This window comes from Saprospiraceae bacterium (assembly GCA_016719615.1).
Classification (GTDB): Bacteria; Bacteroidota; Bacteroidia; order Chitinophagales; family Saprospiraceae; genus Vicinibacter.
On sequence record JADJYQ010000007.1, the window covers coordinates 234,781 to 252,667 of the forward strand.

Annotated in this window: 17 protein-coding genes and 1 tRNA gene; 5 read left to right on the plus strand and 13 right to left on the minus strand. The window is 37.4% G+C overall.

Annotated features, from left to right (window positions below; all coding sequences use genetic code 11):
- Window positions 1–45: 45 nt before the first annotated feature.
- From IPM92_15585 to IPM92_15605, 5 genes are all read right to left on the minus strand, one after another.
- Window positions 46–960, minus strand: a complete 915-nt coding sequence (locus IPM92_15585; GenBank protein ID MBK9109744.1) for an anhydro-N-acetylmuramic acid kinase — start codon at window positions 958–960, stop codon at window positions 46–48.
- Between the two features lie 88 nt (window positions 961–1,048).
- On the minus strand, window positions 1,049–1,681 hold the full coding sequence (locus tag IPM92_15590) for a transposase family protein (protein MBK9109745.1): 633 nt from the start codon (window positions 1,679–1,681) through the stop codon (window positions 1,049–1,051).
- Between the two features lie 311 nt (window positions 1,682–1,992).
- Window positions 1,993–2,403: a transposase gene (locus tag IPM92_15595; protein ID MBK9109746.1), complete on the minus strand. Its 411-nt coding sequence runs from the start codon at window positions 2,401–2,403 to the stop codon at window positions 1,993–1,995.
- A 370-nt stretch (window positions 2,404–2,773) separates the two neighbouring features.
- The gene (locus IPM92_15600) at window positions 2,774–2,947 is read right to left on the minus strand and encodes a tetratricopeptide repeat protein (protein MBK9109747.1); all 174 of its coding nucleotides are present in this window, start codon (window positions 2,945–2,947) and stop codon (window positions 2,774–2,776) included.
- A 37-nt stretch (window positions 2,948–2,984) separates the two neighbouring features.
- The gene (locus IPM92_15605) at window positions 2,985–3,599 is read right to left on the minus strand and encodes a hypothetical protein (GenBank protein MBK9109748.1); all 615 of its coding nucleotides are present in this window, start codon (window positions 3,597–3,599) and stop codon (window positions 2,985–2,987) included.
- 178 nt (window positions 3,600–3,777) lie between these two features.
- On the opposite strand from IPM92_15605, the gene IPM92_15610 reads away from it, so the two are divergent.
- The 5 genes from IPM92_15610 (at window position 3,778) to IPM92_15630 (ending at window position 6,030) form a co-directional block, all read left to right on the plus strand.
- The gene (locus IPM92_15610; GenBank protein ID MBK9109749.1) at window positions 3,778–4,038 is read left to right on the plus strand and encodes a hypothetical protein; all 261 of its coding nucleotides are present in this window, start codon (window positions 3,778–3,780) and stop codon (window positions 4,036–4,038) included.
- Window positions 4,039–4,208: 170 nt separating this feature from the next.
- Window positions 4,209–4,279 (plus strand) — tRNA-Cys (locus tag IPM92_15615).
- Window positions 4,280–4,554: 275 nt separating this feature from the next.
- A complete protein-coding gene (locus tag IPM92_15620; GenBank protein ID MBK9109750.1) occupies window positions 4,555–4,764 on the plus strand; it encodes a helix-turn-helix transcriptional regulator in 210 nt (69 codons plus the stop codon).
- Complete coding sequence (locus IPM92_15625; GenBank protein MBK9109751.1) at window positions 4,761–5,096, plus strand: HipA N-terminal domain-containing protein; 336 nt, start codon at window positions 4,761–4,763, stop codon at window positions 5,094–5,096. The genes IPM92_15620 and IPM92_15625 overlap by 4 nt, the downstream gene beginning before the upstream one ends.
- Complete coding sequence (locus IPM92_15630) at window positions 5,086–6,030, plus strand: HipA domain-containing protein (GenBank protein ID MBK9109752.1); 945 nt, start codon at window positions 5,086–5,088, stop codon at window positions 6,028–6,030. Before IPM92_15625 ends, IPM92_15630 begins: the two co-directional genes overlap by 11 nt.
- 235 nt (window positions 6,031–6,265) lie before the next feature.
- Here the strand turns inward: IPM92_15630 and IPM92_15635 are convergent, their stop codons facing one another.
- From IPM92_15635 to IPM92_15670, 8 genes are all read right to left on the minus strand, one after another.
- The gene (locus IPM92_15635; protein MBK9109753.1) at window positions 6,266–7,315 is read right to left on the minus strand and encodes a hypothetical protein; all 1,050 of its coding nucleotides are present in this window, start codon (window positions 7,313–7,315) and stop codon (window positions 6,266–6,268) included.
- A 71-nt stretch (window positions 7,316–7,386) separates the two neighbouring features.
- Entirely contained in the window at window positions 7,387–8,358 is a 972-nt protein-coding gene (locus IPM92_15640) for a hypothetical protein (GenBank protein MBK9109754.1), read from the minus strand.
- A 178-nt stretch (window positions 8,359–8,536) separates the two neighbouring features.
- On the minus strand, window positions 8,537–8,920 hold the full coding sequence (locus IPM92_15645) for a cupin domain-containing protein (protein MBK9109755.1): 384 nt from the start codon (window positions 8,918–8,920) through the stop codon (window positions 8,537–8,539).
- Between the two features lie 172 nt (window positions 8,921–9,092).
- Window positions 9,093–10,004: an AraC family transcriptional regulator gene (locus IPM92_15650; protein ID MBK9109756.1), complete on the minus strand. Its 912-nt coding sequence runs from the start codon at window positions 10,002–10,004 to the stop codon at window positions 9,093–9,095.
- 219 nt (window positions 10,005–10,223) lie between these two features.
- Window positions 10,224–10,772, minus strand: a complete 549-nt coding sequence (locus tag IPM92_15655) for a glutathione peroxidase (protein ID MBK9109757.1) — start codon at window positions 10,770–10,772, stop codon at window positions 10,224–10,226.
- Between the two features lie 150 nt (window positions 10,773–10,922).
- Entirely contained in the window at window positions 10,923–13,217 is a 2,295-nt protein-coding gene (locus IPM92_15660; GenBank protein ID MBK9109758.1) for a CHAT domain-containing protein, read from the minus strand.
- The gene (locus IPM92_15665) at window positions 13,202–14,194 is read right to left on the minus strand and encodes a tetratricopeptide repeat protein (protein MBK9109759.1); all 993 of its coding nucleotides are present in this window, start codon (window positions 14,192–14,194) and stop codon (window positions 13,202–13,204) included. Before IPM92_15665 ends, IPM92_15660 begins: the two co-directional genes overlap by 16 nt.
- 227 nt (window positions 14,195–14,421) lie before the next feature.
- Window positions 14,422–17,544 carry a CHAT domain-containing protein gene (locus IPM92_15670; protein MBK9109760.1) on the minus strand — a complete coding sequence of 1,041 codons (3,123 nt, stop codon included), beginning with the start codon at window positions 17,542–17,544 and terminating at the stop codon, window positions 14,422–14,424.
- Window positions 17,545–17,887 lie beyond the last annotated feature (343 nt).

Here is a 17,887-nt window from a genome sequence, read left to right on the forward strand (position 1 = left end):
TAATCAATCAAAATTGAATTTGGAATGACGTAACGCCATTCAGACTTACTTAATGCATTCATCCGCTCCAACAAAAAATCGTTGTAGGCTCCACCACCTGTACATAGAATCGAAGCAGTATAAGTTTTTCTCCTCAGAACTCTTTGAAATTTGTGTTTCAATAAAATGATGGATTTGAAATGCGATATGTTCCACTGCTGTGCTCAACAAATCCATTACTTCATAGTTATCGAACATGCGATCAGCTTCAAAGTTTTGCAGATACCATTCGCGGCCCAGGCTTTTGGGATAAGGCATTTGGTAAAAGTCCAGAGCATTCCAATTTTCTAATACAGCATGTAGGATCTTCCCAGATTGCGCAATTTTACCACCTTCATCAAAGGCTATTCCCAATTTTTGACTAAGACTATTGAGCATCATATTGCAAGGGCTGATGTCGCAGGCTTTTCTTTGGCCACCCATTTCCCATGATATATTTGAGAATCCGCCGAGATTGAGACAAAAATCAAATTCTGAAAACAACATTTCATCTCCAATGGGGACCAAGGGTGCCACCTGGCCTCCTAAAGCCACATCCTGCTGCCTGAAATTACAAACCACCGGAATTCCTGTTTGCCGATATATTTCTTGACCGGATCCAATCTGGAGCGTCAAAGCTTCATGGGGCCTATGAAAAACCGTATGCCCGTGAGAACCGATCAGATCAATTGGCAATTTAAATTCGTCTTTGAAAACTAACACTTGTTCGGCCAACCAAATACCATAGAGCCTATCCAATTCCTGAATCGCATCAGGGTCTGCATAAAATGCATTGGATAATTTTGATTTCCATTCTTCTGTATAAGGAATGGTTTTGGCCGCAATAAATTCAAACTGCAATTTGTGCGTTTTCGAAAACCGGATCAAAGCCATATCCAGTCCATCGAGAGAAGTGCCTGACATTAATCCTAATACGTTCATTTGAAGAAGGCTAAATACTTGAGGCTAAAGACTAAAGACTAAAGGCTAAAGGTATGTCCTTACCTGATATAGGTTGACTTTTTTTAAGTTAAATTAAAGATAGTGATGATGATGATAAGTTTTTCTTTTTTGCTTCTTTTTTCTTTTTGTTAATTTCACAAATTTCTGTTGAAAACTCCTTAATTCCTTGATTTATAATCATTTTAGGCCTGTCTTTTTCTGTCAAGTTTTTAACAAGGTTTTCAAAATTTTTAGGTGTTAACATTCCTAAGCTTTTATGTGGCCTTTGTTCGTTGTACCAGAATTTTATTTTATTACTCATTTGCATGATATTTTTTGAGGTTATTTCATACTCATTCAAATATTCGTTCTTTATTGTTCCTTGTATTCTTTCTACATAGGCATTTTCTTGAGGATTTAGACACATACTTGGATTCATTTTGCTTTCTCGAATTAATTCCTTTAATTCTTTACTTATATATTGACTGCCTCTGTCTGAATGAAATATGCAACCTATTATCTCTTCTTTATTTGATGTGGATTTTATTGCATTTTGCAAAGCTATCACTGTATGCCTGGCTGCTAAGCTTTGTGACATATGTAACGCTTTCAATATTCTTGTATACACATCTTCGATGGTTACTCCATAATAGTTGATCTGCCCAGCCTTAAAATAAAAGATATCAGATTGCCATACCTGGTTAGGACCATTGAGCTGCATTCCTTCGATTAAATTGGGATAGACTTCTACTGCCTGGCTCCGTAGTCCTAACTATACTGCGTTTTTTTTACGCATTTTAAAGCCATTGGCATTCGCTATTTCAATTACCTTATCTCTTCCAACTGGCCATTGATTTTCTTCTTTATAATACATCTTTCTACAACCCATTACTTTATGTATTTTTTCGTATTTCGTTTAGTTGATCAACTACTGATTTTATGAACTTGTCTTGTTTTACATTTTTAATCCGGCTTTTCCAGAGTGCCTGTTTGCTTATTCCGGCCAGTTCACTAATTTCCTTCAGTTTATATCTATGTTTTATTCCTTTGTTGATTCGATACCATTCGAAAGTCTTTTTTTACAGATTGCTTAATATCAATTTTGAATTCTTCATTCGCAATTTCAATCATCTTATTTAAAAACTCAATTTCCATTTGCTTACGACCCAACATAGCTTCAACTTCCTTCAATTTATTCTCCAATTCTTTACTACGATATGCCTCACTTTTATCTTCGACTACCATGCGCTTACTTTGCTTTAAATATAAGCTATATTGGTTAATCCATTTATATATACTGCCCTGGCTCACTCCTAACTCATTGGATGCTTGAAGAATTGTGCATTTGCCTCGTTCTACATCTCGAACTGTCTTGCGGCGTATCTCTACACTAAAAACACGCTGCACTTTCAGGCTTAATTTTTGCTTATTTTTGGATTCCATTCGGTTGACTTTTGACCAGATTTTGGTCAACCTATTTCAGGCATAGACAGTATGGTATTCCAACCTTTAGTCTTTAGTCTTTAGCCCTTTCTTATGAAGGTAAAAGGTAATTCAAAATTTACTATGTATTTGTATTTAGGATCTAATATTTTTTTATTTCCAGAAAAGGATAAAAGGAAATATTAAAAATGTAAAATTTGCAGTTGGTCTCTATAACCTTTAGTCTTTTACACTTAGCCTTTCCTTAAGTAAGCTAAAGTTGAACGGGAAAAAGTAATATGTTCTTTATCACTCCTTTAGCCTTTTCCTCCCGACATCATCGAGTGATTTTTTAATAAGAGGTTTCTTCATGTCGGGATAGTCTTAAGTCTTAATATATCGCCATATCAAACAACTTCCGGTACTCCAGACTCATTGGATGTTGCGGACCTAACAAATGAAACAGAGCGATCCCGGCACGTCTGGGCAATTCATTTTGGAAAGCAGGTTCTTTGTGTACAGCGTCAATGATGTCTTCTATCGCTGTGGAAATATTTTTTTGCAATATTTTAGTTTTGGCAGACGCTAAAAGCAAAGCCGCTTTATTTTTTAAAACTAGAGTCGATACGCATCCAGTCTTCGATGGCTTTGGCATCCTGTTCCAATTCATCGCGTTTTGGACTTTCGGCCAGGGAGCGAATTCGATCCAAAGCGTTTTTGGAGTTAAAAAATACTTCGTGTTTGATCAAGTTTTGAAGAGCCTCTTCGTGATCCGGGTGACCGCTCAAAAAAAGAATTAGTTTTTCCGCAAAAGCCGCATCAGGAAATTCGCATTCTTCAAGGATCAGGCTTTCGAAATCATCGACCTGTGCTTCCACTATTTCTGGCAGATCTAAAAGACCAAAAATTTTATCAAGCCATTGGCGTATCGTTTCTTTGGATTGTGCACCTGTGAATTCATCGATTATTTTTCCTTCATATACAAGTTTACAATGTGGAATACTTTGGATCTTAAAATAAGCTGCAATGTCCAGTTCAACTTCTGTATTGATTTTAACCAAAGCCCATTTTCCTTGATCTTCCGTTTCAAGTGATTCCAAGACCGGGCCCAGTACTTTACAGGGACCACACCAGGGAGCCCAAAAATCAATCAGTACCGGTTTTTCAAAACTGAGATCGACGACATCGCGTTTAAAATCGAAAGCTGGTTGATCCATAAGGGTTTATATTCAAAAAGAAAAATGAAAATTAGCTATGAATGGGTAATTTCCACTCTGCAAAAGAAACAAGTAAATTGGATTTTAGTTTTATCGAAATAAGAGCTTAAATCGTTCACGAGGAAGCTCTTATTCATATGCACCCATTTGTTAACTTTGGCCTTAAATTCAATAAGAAATGAGAATCATTTACATCATCATATTTTACTGTAGTGTTATGTCATCCTGCAAAGAAGGCTCCATGGCTGGAGGTGGCCAAAACAAAAGGCCCCTTACCATTGAAAACCTTCAGGGTTCCTGGGCCAGCAAACCCGAAGGTCCAGCCGAACTTAAATTTGAGCAGGATTCCATACATTTTCTCGATGATCAGCAATCCTTCAAATACATGATCGTAGGTGATTCTATTCAGTTTGAATTGAGTTGCCACATTCTGGTATAAGATAGAATTGAGGGGAAATGACAAAATGGACTTCACCACCCCCCAAATGGCATTGAAATATACACGCATAAATAATTGATAATCTGTATTTTATATTAATTCATGGGGTATTTATTTCAGGAAAAAAATCTGAAAATTCATAAATATCCTTAGATTTGCGGTCCCTTTAGGGTCGGGTGGCCGAGTGGCTAGGCAGAGGTCTGCAAAACCTCGTACAGCGGTTCGAATCCGCTCTCGACCTCAAAACATGAATTTCCCCTTATTCTTGCGGATAAGGGGATTTTTATTTTAGATTGATAATCAATTATTTATGATTCTATTTTAAAATGTCTTTATAAGGATCAGACAAATTAAATACGAAAAAAGCGTCCCCTGGTGACATTTAAATTTCAGAGTTTTCAAGATTCTAAGCACAAATTATATGTTAAAGCATATAATAAATGATTTAGGCATATAATTATATTTATTTGCATATATTTTCATATATTTGTAATGTTTTATATTTAAATGCATATAGTGAAAAAATTAGCAACATTTGTTAAAGAACGTAGGAAAGAAGTTCACCTTACTCAGGAAGAATTCGCAGAACGCACTGGAATTGCATTGACCGTATTACGTAAAATAGAACAGGGAAAAACAAATATGAATGTGAATAAAGTAAACCTTGTTCTTCGCATGTTTGGCCATGAATTAGCACCTGTAAACAGCAAAGAACTTGAAGAATGAGGCAAGGAAAAGTATATTATAAGGACCAGCTGGCAGGCATTATTACAGAGACTAATGATGGAGAATATATATATCAGTATAACGATCAATTTGTAAAAAATCATCCGAATGATTTTATATCATTTACGATGCCTGTAACCGATATACCTTATAAAGAAAATAGGCTCTTTCCTTTTTTTGATGGTTTGATCCCTGAGGGTTGGTTATTAGACATCGCCGCTGAAAACTGGAAGATTAATAAGAATGATCGAATGGGATTGCTACTAGCCTGTTGCAAGAATTGTATCGGGGCAGTAAGTGTGGAACCTGTAACTGAAAAAAATGAAGAATAAATGTCTATATTGTTATAAACCCATTCAAGTAGAGTTGGATTTTCACGAAAAATGCTCAATGGAATTTTTTGGGTTGCCCGTGCCTCCAAAAATTGAATATTCTCTTGATCAAATAAGTGAACTTGCTAAACAAATTGTTGAACGAAGTATCGCTGTTCCCGGAGTTCAAGCAAAACTATCCTTGTCCCTCGTCAAAAAAACGATGGAAAATTCAGACCCCCGATTAACTGTCGTTGGTGTATTGGTGGGGCAATATATTTTTAAACCACCAACTGACCGATTTCCAGAAATGCCGGAAAATGAACATCTAACCATGAGAATAGCCGAAGACTACGGTATCCGGGTTGCGCCATCATCTTTAATCAGACTGGCATCAGGCGAACTGTCATATATTACAAAGCGAGTTGATCGGACAGAAGCAGGAAAAAAAATCCACATGTTGGATATGTTTCAGATCACAGAAGCTTTTGATAAATATAAAAGTTCTATGGAGAAAATTGGAAAAGCTTTGGATCACTATTCCAGCAACACATTACTTGACAAATCCTATTATTTTGAATTAGCACTTTTCTCATTTCTAACCGGAAATAACGATATGCATCTGAAGAACTTCTCCATGATCGAGAGTCCTTCCGGATGGGCATTAGCTCCTGCCTACGACCTTTTGAATGTGGCCATTGTGCTCCCGGAAGATAAAGAAGAACTTGCATTGACTTTAGAAGGAAAGAAAAAGAATTTAAAACGAGAACATTTTGAAAAGCTGGGGGAAGGATTGGGTTTAATGCCCAAACAAATAAAAGCAGCATTCCAGCGTATGATTAGAAATAAAACAAAGGCAATTGATTGGATTCATAAATCATTTTTATCTAATGAATTAAAAATCGCCTATGTGGAAACTATTGAACGAAAATATGAGCAATTAGAATTAAACTAATTAATTACCCATCCAGACTCCCTTCCATAATCACTCCGTCGTTGTAAATAACATAATACCCAAACTCCAGCGCATCAATAAAATAAAAATCATGCTCATTACAACTTTGCATACATATTTCGTCTTGTTGCGTATGGCCAACGATTTGGTGGTAACCGGGGATAAAAGACGCTAATAAGGAATTCGGTCTAATCCAAATGGGACTTTGCTTATGTTTGATTCTGTAAACAATAATTCAACGAAATTGCATTCGTCCGGGTTGATTCAGCATTTTGGAAATTTTTTCACTATATATGATCCATTCCACCAACAATTTACTTTCGATTTTTACACCATTATTTTTAGCAGGTATCCAATAATCAGCATAGCTTAATATAAAATGATCCATACTATTTTTTATTCTGTCATGGTACTCCTTATGATTGAGTTCCCAATGCGTACAATGCCCGGAACTATCAATATTAAAAAATAGTTGCAATACTATGCTATCTTGGCTTGGAAATATTGGCTCACTAAATTTCCATGCAAAAGATCTGAATAATAGCAATTCAAAGACAGAACCGCCGCCCAAAAAAAGAGGTTTATGATCATTTTCTTTAAAATCGTCTGTCGGGTACGCCGTCAAATCTTTTAATAATTGCTCCTTAGAAAAATCATAAGATTGCAATACTTTACCCATGGTAGAAAAAGTTACCCAACTACCTACTCTTTGGTCTTGTTGAAATTGGCCTATCATATATGCTTGCAATTCAGGCTGAACAATTTCAAAAGTTTGTCTGGCCGGTGAATCCTTTTCTTGTATAAGATATCGAAGAAGCAAGCTTGGTATGCTGCTTTCGTAATAATAAAACCAAATGCCATCTCGTTTTCCATTTTTATAATTGCCTTTTCTTGTAAGTTTGTTTGATTTCAATTCGTCAATAATGAAGCTGGGGATCGCATAACGGAATAAACTTTGTTCTTCCTGATAAGCAATATTATAATACTCCCATAATCCATGCTTTAGGTTATTCAGGTAATTTCCATTTTCCAGTATAGCTAATTTTCCATTTGAAGAATAATATTTTACACTGAAACCATGTTTTACATTTACATCATTTTTCAGAACCTGATATTCCTCTATTACTCCATTTGAAAAAATAATTGTATCAATAAGATTTTGAGCGTGAACCGGAAAAATAAATTCCAAGAAATGGATAGCAAACAAGAAAATTCTGAATGTTGTTGAAATTGATTTATTAAAGCTAAAATAAAAATCAAATTTATTCAATAGCAATCTATTCATCAAGCTTATTTAGATGTTATCGATAAATTCCACAAATTTGAATAGATAATTATATTCATCCCAAATCAATCTTATTGAAACTGTATTCGCCAAGCCAGCATTTTCTTCCTTGCATATTTTTTACTGTATATAATCCAATCGACGGATAATTTACTTTGTATTTTTTGCCCATTTTCCACCGCTGGTATCCAATAATCCGGATAAATTGAAATAAATTCGTCCAAACATTTTTGTAAGCGCTTTTCATATTTCGGATGATTTATTTCCCAATGACTGCAATGTCCTAAAGTATCTATAAGAAAAACTAAAGTCAAAACAATGCTATCTTCTTTCGGATAAAGCAGCTCCGTAAATTTCCAGGAATCCAGTTGGCTAAATAGAAATTTAAATATGGATTCACCTCCTAAAAAAAGCGGCTTATGATGAGTTGCTAAATGTATAAGTTCCGGATATGCAATGGAGTCTTTTATCAATTTATGATTAGAGTAATCATAAGTTTGAAGCACTTCCCCATCTGCGGAAAATGAGACCCAAGTTCCGATTCTTTTATCCTTTTGAAATTGTCCGATCAAATAGGCTTGTAATTCTGGCTGTAAAATTTCAAAGGTTTGCCCTGAAGATGCTCCCTCTGCACGAGCATCTGATCGAACAAGTACACTTGGAATGCTGTCCAGATAATAATAGAACCAGATTCCATGCCGCTTGCCTTGCTGATAGTTTCCTTTACTTATAAGTTTATTGGATCTCGAGTCGTCAATGGTATATGTTGGGACTACTAAGCCATTTAAAGTGGCCCTTGTATCATCATATGTTTGGTTGTAATATTCCCACATTCCATGCTTTTTATTATTTCGAAAATATCCATTTTCGAGTATTGCCATTTTTCCGGCCAGTGAAAAATACTTGACATAGCTACCATGCTTAATTTCCTTATCAGAAGCAAGAATCTGAAATTCTTCGATCACTCCATTTGAATAGCTGGATCTGTTTTGGAGTTCCTGGGTTTGCAATGGACCTAAAAACCCGAGGCAACAAATATTCAATATCATTATCTTAGGCGAAATCAAAGTATTCGAAAATTTAGATCACAAATTTAAATCAATAAAAATATAAAAGCAATACATAAAAAAGGCCTTGCCCCGCAAAAGCTGGGCAAAGCCTCTTTTAACAAGTCAAGTTATCCGCAAAATGATAATATCTGGCGGATAACGGTAAGACTATTTACTTTCCTGAATTCGACTTGGCATAATCAATCATTCCCTGAAAATCAATGACCACTACCGGCTCATTTCCAACAACCCATGCATCGTGACCCTTTGGCAAATAGGACACATCTCCTGGATGGCAATCGATAATTGTACCGTCGTCCATTTTAACTCTTAGTACTCCGCTTACATGATATTGAAAATGCGGTGCATGACATGTCTCCGTCTTCGCAATGGATTTTACGGATTCCGACCATTTCCAACCCGGTTGAAAAACAGCTTTGCCGATCATAGCGCCACCAATTTTAGCTAAGTCGACTTTACCGAGGGGAAAAGTCCTAACATCATCGGGGACAGAAAAATTTACTTTAGCTGCTTTCTCTTCATGAGAATGGCCTATGTGTACTTGTGAAAATCCAAAATTGAAAAAGCAGAAACTGAAAACAAAAATTGATAAAATTAACCTGGCTTGCATAATAAAAATTTAAAAAATGAAAAATATTATTGACGTCACAAACGTAAGGGATCCTGAAACCCTGTAATTGTACAAAATCCCTTAAGAATTGTATAAATCAGAGATTCTGCCTGAGTGCAACCGGGTTCATCCCGGTTTTCTGTTTGATAAAGTGCGTAAAATGGGCCTGATCCTGAAAATTGAGTTCAAAAGCTATCTCTGAAATCGATTTATCTGTCGAGCCTAACTGGACTTTTGCTTCCAGGAGCAGCATATCACTGATAAAATCTCGCGGGCTTTTTCCAAAAGTTGCTTTAACAGCATCGCCTAGATACTTTGGGCTGATATTGAGCTCTTTTGCATATTTAGTCACCGAACGGTTGTTAGCGAACTGATGTTCGACAAGATGTTTGAATTTGGTTGCGATTTTTGTAGCTCTACTGCTGCTTTCCGTCAATCTGTTTACATAAGGTCTGTAAATTTCGCGAATCCGCAATAGGAGAATGTGGATGTAATTGCGGAGGATGTAATCCTTTTCATACGAGAAAGAATGATATTCATCAATGATGCTCTTGAATGCTTGTTGAATATTCAAACTATCCTCTTCCTTCAAATTGATGATGTGCTCGGCATCGAATTCCAAAAATGAAAATTCATCTGTCAAAGGACCATTCACCAGATTCTGAATAAATTCCGTTTTAAAATGAATGCAGTATCCTTTGCAGTTTCTGATAAATTTAGACGCATACACCATATTCTCGGGAACGATAACCAGATCATTCGGTTTCAGCCAGCGATAATCTGCACCCAGCAGCACATCGTGTTCTCCTTCTGTCAATAAATACACTAAATTAAACCTACGTCTTAAGGCCCTTATTCCTTTCTCCGGATCCACATCTTTGTGTTTGTCTTCCAGCGTACCCGGCATGACCATCATGTTGATATCATAAGGCCGGAGGTCCCGATTGACCAGCTTTTCAAAAGAAGCCAGGTCATTGATGAGCATTACATCTTTTTTACTTTTCGGCATAGATGAATCAATATCCAACCAAATTTACAAAATTAAAATGGATCAATATGAATTGAATATTATGAATATATTGAACCGGGTATTCTGTTCAGACCTGAACTATGAAATTTATATACTGCTAGTTTCAGCCACGTGCATTCTTCAGATCTCATTTACTCCAGTCCGGTTGTTGGAAACAAGATTTGCAATCCATCCCAAAGTGGATTTCAAATTTAATAATTAATGCTTTTGCGAAAGCCAATCCAGAATTTCCTCAGAGAGCGGACTTTCTTTATACGAAACTACGCGAATCCATTTTCCGTTTTCATCAATTAGAAATTTTTGAAAATTCCATTTGAGTTCTGCATCCTGAACTCCATTTTCAGATTGCTTGGTAAGCCATCGATATAATGGATGCTGATTATCACCTTTTACTGATATTTTGGCCATCATAGGAAAACTGACTCCATAATTCTTCTGGCAAAATTGCTGACTCTCTTCATTCGTACCGGGTTCTTGTCCGCCAAAATTATTTGCCGGAAAACCCAAAATGGTAAATTGTTCGCCACCAAATTTTTTGTAAAGTTCCTCCAATTCTGCGTATTGAGGTGTATATCCACATTCTGAAGCAGTATTTACGATAAGGACTTTTTTGCCTTTTAATTGGGCAAAATTAAATTCTTTGTCGTCGATGGATTGAACCTTAAAATTGTAAAAAGTTTGCATCGATTGTGAATGGATGATTGAACTGGTAAAAATTATGAAGAAGAAAAAAGGAATAACTTTCATATTTATTTTATCATAGTCAAACAGATATTTCGAACACTAGTTCAATGAACCATGTAGATTTAAATTTAAATGTATTCGAATCAGAGAATTAGACTATCTATAACACCCACCAGTTTACAGTCTCCTAAGAAGAAGAGAATGAGGAGTTATTTATTCAACCAACACAAAACCTGCCCATAAATAGGGATTGCTATATTTTTTACGCATTTCACTTTGAGTTAATCTAAAGGCGTCAGGAATACTTAGCTTTTTATTTAACCAGTTCGAATAATAGGTGATCATGAATTCCTTTGTTTCATCATCCGGGACTTGCCAAAGGCTCATCATCAAATACTTAGAACCAGCTATTTTGAATGCACGCTGTAGTCCATACACCCCTTCAATTCCCTGAATATCACCAAGACCTGTTTCACAAGCAGATAGAACCACAAGTTCAGTATTGGATAGATTCATTTGACTGATTTCGTAAGCGGTGAGAATGCCATCTTGCATGCCTTCCTTGAATGTTTTTCCATGAGTCCAAGCGTAATTTCCACCAGCAAGGATTAAACCAGATCTTATCATGGGGTGATCAGATATTTTGAAAACAGATTCGTGACTTTCTAATGCCAATTTTTGCCTTGTTATTGCCAAGTTTGTATCTGGCTTTTGAAAACTGTCCAGCAAAGTTCTCTCACTTGCCGTACTGTCGCGCAGCACTGCACCTTCCGTGGCGATCGATCGGTCTGGAAAGAAATAGCCATGTGTTGCCAAGTGCAATACTCTTGGAGATATTTCCTTTTTTCCTATAATTTTAAAAGATTCCTCTTTAGCCATATCACCTGAAAAAACAGTGGTGTTAAAATTTAATTTTTGAAATATTTTAGAAATAGCTTGAATTTCTTTTTCCGCTCCAATGAGATATCTCCACTCACTTGCTCTATTTATTAATCCCCTTTCTACCTCTGAAAATGGAAGAGCTTGATCTTTTATTGCCAAATAATTATCTGATTTTGTATCTATGATATTCAAAGTAGTATCGATGTTGTATTGAACACCCCCAAACAAAATAACATTTCTATTCGATTCAGTTTTTGTCAAATCTGGAACCACTAACGATCTTGTACTTCCAAGACGTACTAATTTGTACTTGTCAGCTAAATTCACTGAATTATTGGTTGGTATAGCATCAAAATTGATTCGATGTAAAATACCTGAAGGAGAATAATAAACTGTAGATATGTTTTGAAGTATAGCATCAAGTGGCTTCCAAATTAAATCGTATAATCCGTTAAATGTTAAAGTATTTATGGGTATGACTCCACGGCTTGCATATAACTCAGAAATAGATTCTGAAGATTTGTTTTTTATTAAAATTTTGGTGAGCTCATTTGCTTCAAAAAGGGGTATAAATTGTGGTTGCTCATCACTAGATTTCAAAACCAAGGCAGCATACATGGTGCTATCCGAATTTTTAGGGAAATTGACATTGAAAGAAATAAACTCGATTACCGCTTCATTTTGCTTTAATTTTAATTGAACTTCTTGCCACTTCACTTGCCGAATGGCATCTGCATAGCCGACCACAGATCGGGCTAATTCTTTTTCAGCAATATTTGCTTTTTCCTCGAGTTCTGAGATTTCTGATCGCTCTGCGATAGGTTTTGAATATTCAATAGTGAGTCGGTGTCGGTAGTCTTTGAGTTGTAGGTTGATTTCATTTGTTTCTGCATTGTCCATTGAAAATAAATTCAGTCTGGCAGCAGCAGTTAGGAGGAATCCTTTATGAAAAAGTGCATGGTCAAAAGCAAGTGATGGTAAAATTCCTACTTGCATTCCATTTGTATGTCTTGCAAGAAGAAAAGAACTCAAATTTTCTCCATTCTTTTGAAAAGTAATCGCGTATTCTCTGAGTTCAAGTTCTGACAGAAATGATGACGCTTTTACAAGCTTGTCTTGTTTACGTGAAGCTGCTTCTTTAAGCATGGGCTCAGATTCGGAAAACCTGTATTGTTTTTCATACAAAGTTGAAAGGTTGGTTAGGCTATGGGTATAATCAATATGGTCCTTTCCCAGAATTTTTTCGACTAAAGCTTTGTTTTCAATGAAAAGTGGTTCTGCTTTTTGATAGTCCGCCATTTCCCAATAAAGAATCGCTAGGTTGTTCAGGCTTATAGCATAGTCGGGATGTTCATTTCCTAGTGCGCTTTCGACTATGATTTTGTCTTCAAGGTAAAGCAGTTCTGCTTTTTCATATTCTCCCATATCACTATAAAGAGTTGCGAGATTATTCAAACTTGATGCGTAATCGCTATGTTCCCTACCGAGTGTTTTTTCTCGAATAGCTTTGGATTCAAGGAAGAGCAGCTCTGCTTTTTCGAAGTTCATAATGGCTCTGTAAAGGATTGCGAGGTTGTTAATGCTTGATGCATATTTGGGATGTTCCTTCCCTACTTTTTTTCCCAAATAGCTACGGCTTCAAGGTGAAGCGGCTCTGCTTTTTTATAGTTACCCATATCACTATAAAGAAATGCAAGGTTGTCCAAGCAATAGGCATAATTTGGATGCTCCTTTCCAAAAATATTTTCCTGAATGGATCTAGCTTCAAGAAAGTGCGGCTCTGCTTTTTCGTAATTGCCCATTTTATGGTATTGGATTGCCAGACCGCTCAGAATCAAAGCAAAATAGGGGTGATGATTACCCAATACTTTTTGAGTAATGTCTTTTGCTTCCAGATAGAGCAGCTCAACTTTTTCGTAGTTGCCTGTTCCTAAACTACCATAAAGTTTTGCTAGGTTAATAAGGCTCTGAACATAATCTGAATGGTACTTTCCCAGAGATTTTTCTCTGATGGCTTTGGCCTCAAGGTGGAGAAGTTCAGCCTTTTCGTAGTTGCCTATTGTATTATAATGAACTGCGAGGTTGTTTAAGCTATTGGCATAATCTGGATGGTCTTTTCCAAACACTTTTTCACGGATGGCTATAGTTTCAACGTATAACAGTTCGACTTTTTCGAAGTTTCCCATTTTAGAGTAAAGTTTTCCGAGATTGTTTAAGCTGTTGGCATAATCTGAATGGTACTTTCCAAAAATATTTTCCCGGATAGCTTTGGCTTCAAGGTGAAGCGGCTCTGCTTTTTCGTATTCTCCCAAATCAAAGTAAAGTAATGCCAGGTTGTTAAGACAATTAGCGAAATCAGGATGGTTCTTTCTAAATAATTTTTCGTGAATGGTTTTGCATTCGAGATAACATTTTTCAGCTTCCAAAAAATTTCGTTTGAAATCATGAACCCTGCCTCGGTTAAAGGCACAATTGGCGTAAACTGCTGACATCGATCCCAGGTTTGCAAGCGTGAGCTGTTCGGCTATGACATTGACTTCGAGTGCCTTGTCGAAATCCTTTTTGTCAGTGAGGTCACGAGAAAGCAGGATGAGACTGTCCACCTGCTTAATTATAACTGAATCTACAGTTTGAGATGATAAAGCGGTTAAAAAGCACGCGAATAATAAAAGCAACATTTTTTCATGGACCTTCATTCTAAGTTTTTTCAATTTATTTAAAAAAATCTACAATCAACACAAACGAAATGAAATACAGAGTGACAATGGCTGTGAGAATGCGTTTTATCATTTACTCCAATAATACAGAACCCTTCCCAAATTCGGTTTCACTACTCCACCAACACAAACCCTGCCCATTGATAGGGATCCAATCCGATTTCGCGCAATTCTTTTTGTGCTGCATGAAATGCATCAGGAATTGTCATCTTATTCTCCAACCATTTTTTGTAAAAAGTGGTCATCAATAAGGATGTTTGTTTATCGGGTACCTGCCACAAACTCATGATCAAATATTTTGCTCCTGCAATTTTGAATGCTCGCTGTAATCCATACACCCCTTCGTTCCCTTGTATGTCGCCGAGTCCTGTCTCACATGCAGAAAGTACAACTAATTCAGTATTCGATAAATTCATTTGTGAAATTTCATAAGCTGTCAAGATTCCGTCTTCTCTTCCCTCCAGTGTTTGTTTGCCTTGCCAGGCTGCATTGCCACCGGCCATGATCAAACCGGAACGCAACATGGGATGATCACTCATCTTAAACACTGGTTCTGTATGACTCCTGACCACTGACTCTTGACTATTATTTTTGGGGTCAGGAAAAAAATACCCGTGTGTAGCGATATGCAAGATTCTAGGAGAAGCTGAATTATTTACACCAATCTGTTTGAATGCCTCCTCCGTTGCGGTGGATCCCTTTTTTAAGGTTGTATTCATACCCGCAGTCTGCAAAATCTTTTCAATCGAATTCACTTCCTGTTCTGTGCCGACAAGGTAATTCCAAGTGCCCCCTCTCAGTGTAGAATCAACCAATGCGAAATATAGTTCGCCTCTGAATTGTGAAGTTTGAAAGAGTTCAGTATTCTGGGAGGCGCTGTCTTTTTCAAACTGTATTCCACCAAATAATATAACGTCGTTATTGGCAATTTTTATTTGAGTGCGAATGACCAACTGTCGGGTGCTGCCCATTTCAACCAGTTCGAAACGGTCTGACAACGTTTTGCCGTCGGCTGTCGGGATAGCGCTGAAATTCAGACGATGCAAAATTCCTGAAGGGGAGAAGTAGATTTTTTTGACACCATTCAGTTGCGTTTCCAGCGGTTTCCAGAGCAGGTCGTACATCTTGGAGAGGTTATACGCGTGAAGGGGTTTCACACCTCGACTGGCATACAAGTTCGGAACAGTAGCTGAATTGTCATTCGCTGTGCTACGCTGAAGCAGCCTGGCGACCTCCTTTTCCTCAAAGAGGGCCACGAAAACAGGTTGGCTAGCGCCCGGCTGGAGTAGCAGGGCAGCATACATGATACTGTCAGTCAAACTATTGCGATGATAGCGGAACCTTACGAACTCCACAACTGCCTCGTTTGATTTGAGTTTCTGCCGGACTTCATGCCAACGCACATGCTTTTTTTGCTCAGAATAGCCGGTAGCAATGCTGGAAAGTGCTTTTTCAAGTGTATTTGCTTTTTGTGTCAATTTGGCAACAAATTGGCTGTCAGCCTCTTCGATTGGTTTTGACAACTGCGCTGCGAGCATCCGCTTACAATTTCGCAGTTCAAGGTAAGTATTTTGGGCCAAGGAATCTGACAAAGCTTTCCGTTTGATCCGATCGGATGAATGCAACAAAATTCCTTTGTAAAACAGACTGTTATCGAAGCATGCGGACTGAATCCGCTTTCCACCATGTCGAAACGCGAAAGACAGTATCAGATCGTTGTGAATAACATACAAATCGATATATTTTCCCAGTTCCTGTTCTGAAAGATAGGTCAGTGCATTTTCCGCCAATAATTTATTGATATCGGAAAGTTCGGCATAAAGTGAGTCCGCCAGCTCTGTTTGTCCTGTCTGTGTATAAAGGTTCGCAATATATTGTAACGTCGTGGAATAATTGGATGAGATCCTGCCCTGTGTCGTTTCAAATATGCGCAACGAGGTCAAAAAGCCAGTTTCAGCACGCTGAAAATCTTCTGTTGATTGATAAAGAAGTGACAAGTTGCACAGCGTTAAAGCATAATGGGGATGATTTTTTCCATGAACCGCTTCATTGATTTTCAGCGACTCTAATAACAGGGGCAACGCCTCGTCGAAATTCTCACGGTATGTGTACAGATTAGCTAGGTTTTCTAAAGTGCTGGCATAATCCGATTGATCTTTGCCGGCGTTTTTTTCCAGAATTGCCAAAACCTGTGTATAGAGCAGCACGGCGGTATCGAGTTCATTACGGGCATAATAGGCAATATTTGCCAGGACATTCAAGGATTTCACATAGTCAGATGTTTCGGTCAACTCATTCCTGCGGTAGAATGCCGCTACCTGCTGAATATTGTGCCAAGCGTTTTCATAATTCCCCATATAAAAATACATCAATCCAAGGTCGTACAGATTGGAAACATATTGTACATGGTCCCTACCCAAGGTACTTTCCCTGATTTGAAGTGTTTGCAAAAAAAGAGGTTCAGCTTTTTTATAGTCGGCCATGTTGGCGTACACGTTTGCGAGCCTATACAGCGCGTTTGCATATTCAGGAAGATTTGTCTTGTTATTGTTCTCGAGTATGCCTTTCAACTCAAGATAATATTGTTCTGATATAGTGTACTGTCCGGTTTTGTTATAAAGCAAACCTAAGTTTATCAGGCTGCCCTGATAGTCTGGATGCAGACTGTCCAAAAATACTCTTCGATGTTCCATCGCCTCTAGCAACAGCGGTTCTGCAGCAAGTAGTTTTCCTATTTTAAGGTAAAACAAACCCAGATTATTCAGGCTGACACTGTACCTCGGATGATTCGCTCCAAGTGTAATGCGCCGTAATTCAAGGGATTCCCTGTAATACTGCTCTGCTTTCAGATTTTGTCCCATGTCTTCATACAGGATTGCCAGATTGGCTAGTGTCATAGAAAAATCAGGGTGCAACCTCCCCAACACTTTTTCCCTGATCACTTTTGATTCAAGATACCCTTTTTCTGCTTCTTGATAATCTCCTTTCGCATAAGAAATCCTTCCATGATTGTAGCCAGTGCTTCCATACGCTGCGGACTCCTTACCAAGTTTTTCGAGGGCGATTATTTCAGCAGCTGCATTGACCTCAAGGGCTTTGTCGAAGTCCCGTTTGGACGTGAGGTCACGCGAGAACTTGATTAGGCTATCAACTTGTTTGATCGCAATCGAATCAACCGTTTGGGCAGAAACACAAGTTAAGGTTGATACCAGTAAAAATAGAAAAGCGTATTTCATAAAGCGTGGTAATTAGTTTGTAAAAATAATTTTTTTAAAAAAACTACAACCCTAAAATGAATATAGACTGAATCAAGTATGAGGTTGGTTTCTTTGTGTTTATTCGACCAACACAAATGCTGACGAAGCCTAGCTTGTCAGCATGCCGACCAAATGCGTTAGCACCCGACAAAAATACAGATTGAGAATGAGAGCGGAGAATGAGGAAATAAGAAAAAAAATATTATTCTAACATTATAAATTTCGTCAAAAATATTGAACAAGAAATGATGTTAAAACATAAATCAAAATTCTTCAATTGCAGGCCTCAAAGCAAACCTAGAATAGGTCGCCTCATGAAACA

What these genes read in the sequence shown, in the direction of transcription:
- IPM92_15585 (MBK9109744.1), bottom strand. Translation starts at nt 960, where the DNA reads ATGAACGTATTAGGATTAATGTCAGGCACTTCTCTCGATGGACTGGAT.
- IPM92_15590 (MBK9109745.1), bottom strand. Translation starts at nt 1,681, where the DNA reads ATGCAGCTCAATGGTCCTAACCAGGTATGGCAATCTGATATCTTTTAT.
- IPM92_15595 (MBK9109746.1), bottom strand. Translation starts at nt 2,403, where the DNA reads ATGGAATCCAAAAATAAGCAAAAATTAAGCCTGAAAGTGCAGCGTGTT.
- IPM92_15605 (MBK9109748.1), bottom strand. Translation starts at nt 3,599, where the DNA reads ATGGATCAACCAGCTTTCGATTTTAAACGCGATGTCGTCGATCTCAGT.
- IPM92_15610 (MBK9109749.1), top strand. Translation starts at nt 3,778, where the DNA reads ATGAGAATCATTTACATCATCATATTTTACTGTAGTGTTATGTCATCC.
- IPM92_15625 (MBK9109751.1), top strand. Translation starts at nt 4,761, where the DNA reads ATGAGGCAAGGAAAAGTATATTATAAGGACCAGCTGGCAGGCATTATT.
- IPM92_15630 (MBK9109752.1), top strand. Translation starts at nt 5,086, where the DNA reads ATGAAGAATAAATGTCTATATTGTTATAAACCCATTCAAGTAGAGTTG.
- IPM92_15635 (MBK9109753.1), bottom strand. Translation starts at nt 7,315, where the DNA reads ATGAATAGATTGCTATTGAATAAATTTGATTTTTATTTTAGCTTTAAT.
- IPM92_15650 (MBK9109756.1), bottom strand. Translation starts at nt 10,004, where the DNA reads ATGCCGAAAAGTAAAAAAGATGTAATGCTCATCAATGACCTGGCTTCT.
- IPM92_15655 (MBK9109757.1), bottom strand. Translation starts at nt 10,772, where the DNA reads ATGAAAGTTATTCCTTTTTTCTTCTTCATAATTTTTACCAGTTCAATC.
- IPM92_15670 (MBK9109760.1), bottom strand. Translation starts at nt 17,544, where the DNA reads ATGAAATACGCTTTTCTATTTTTACTGGTATCAACCTTAACTTGTGTT.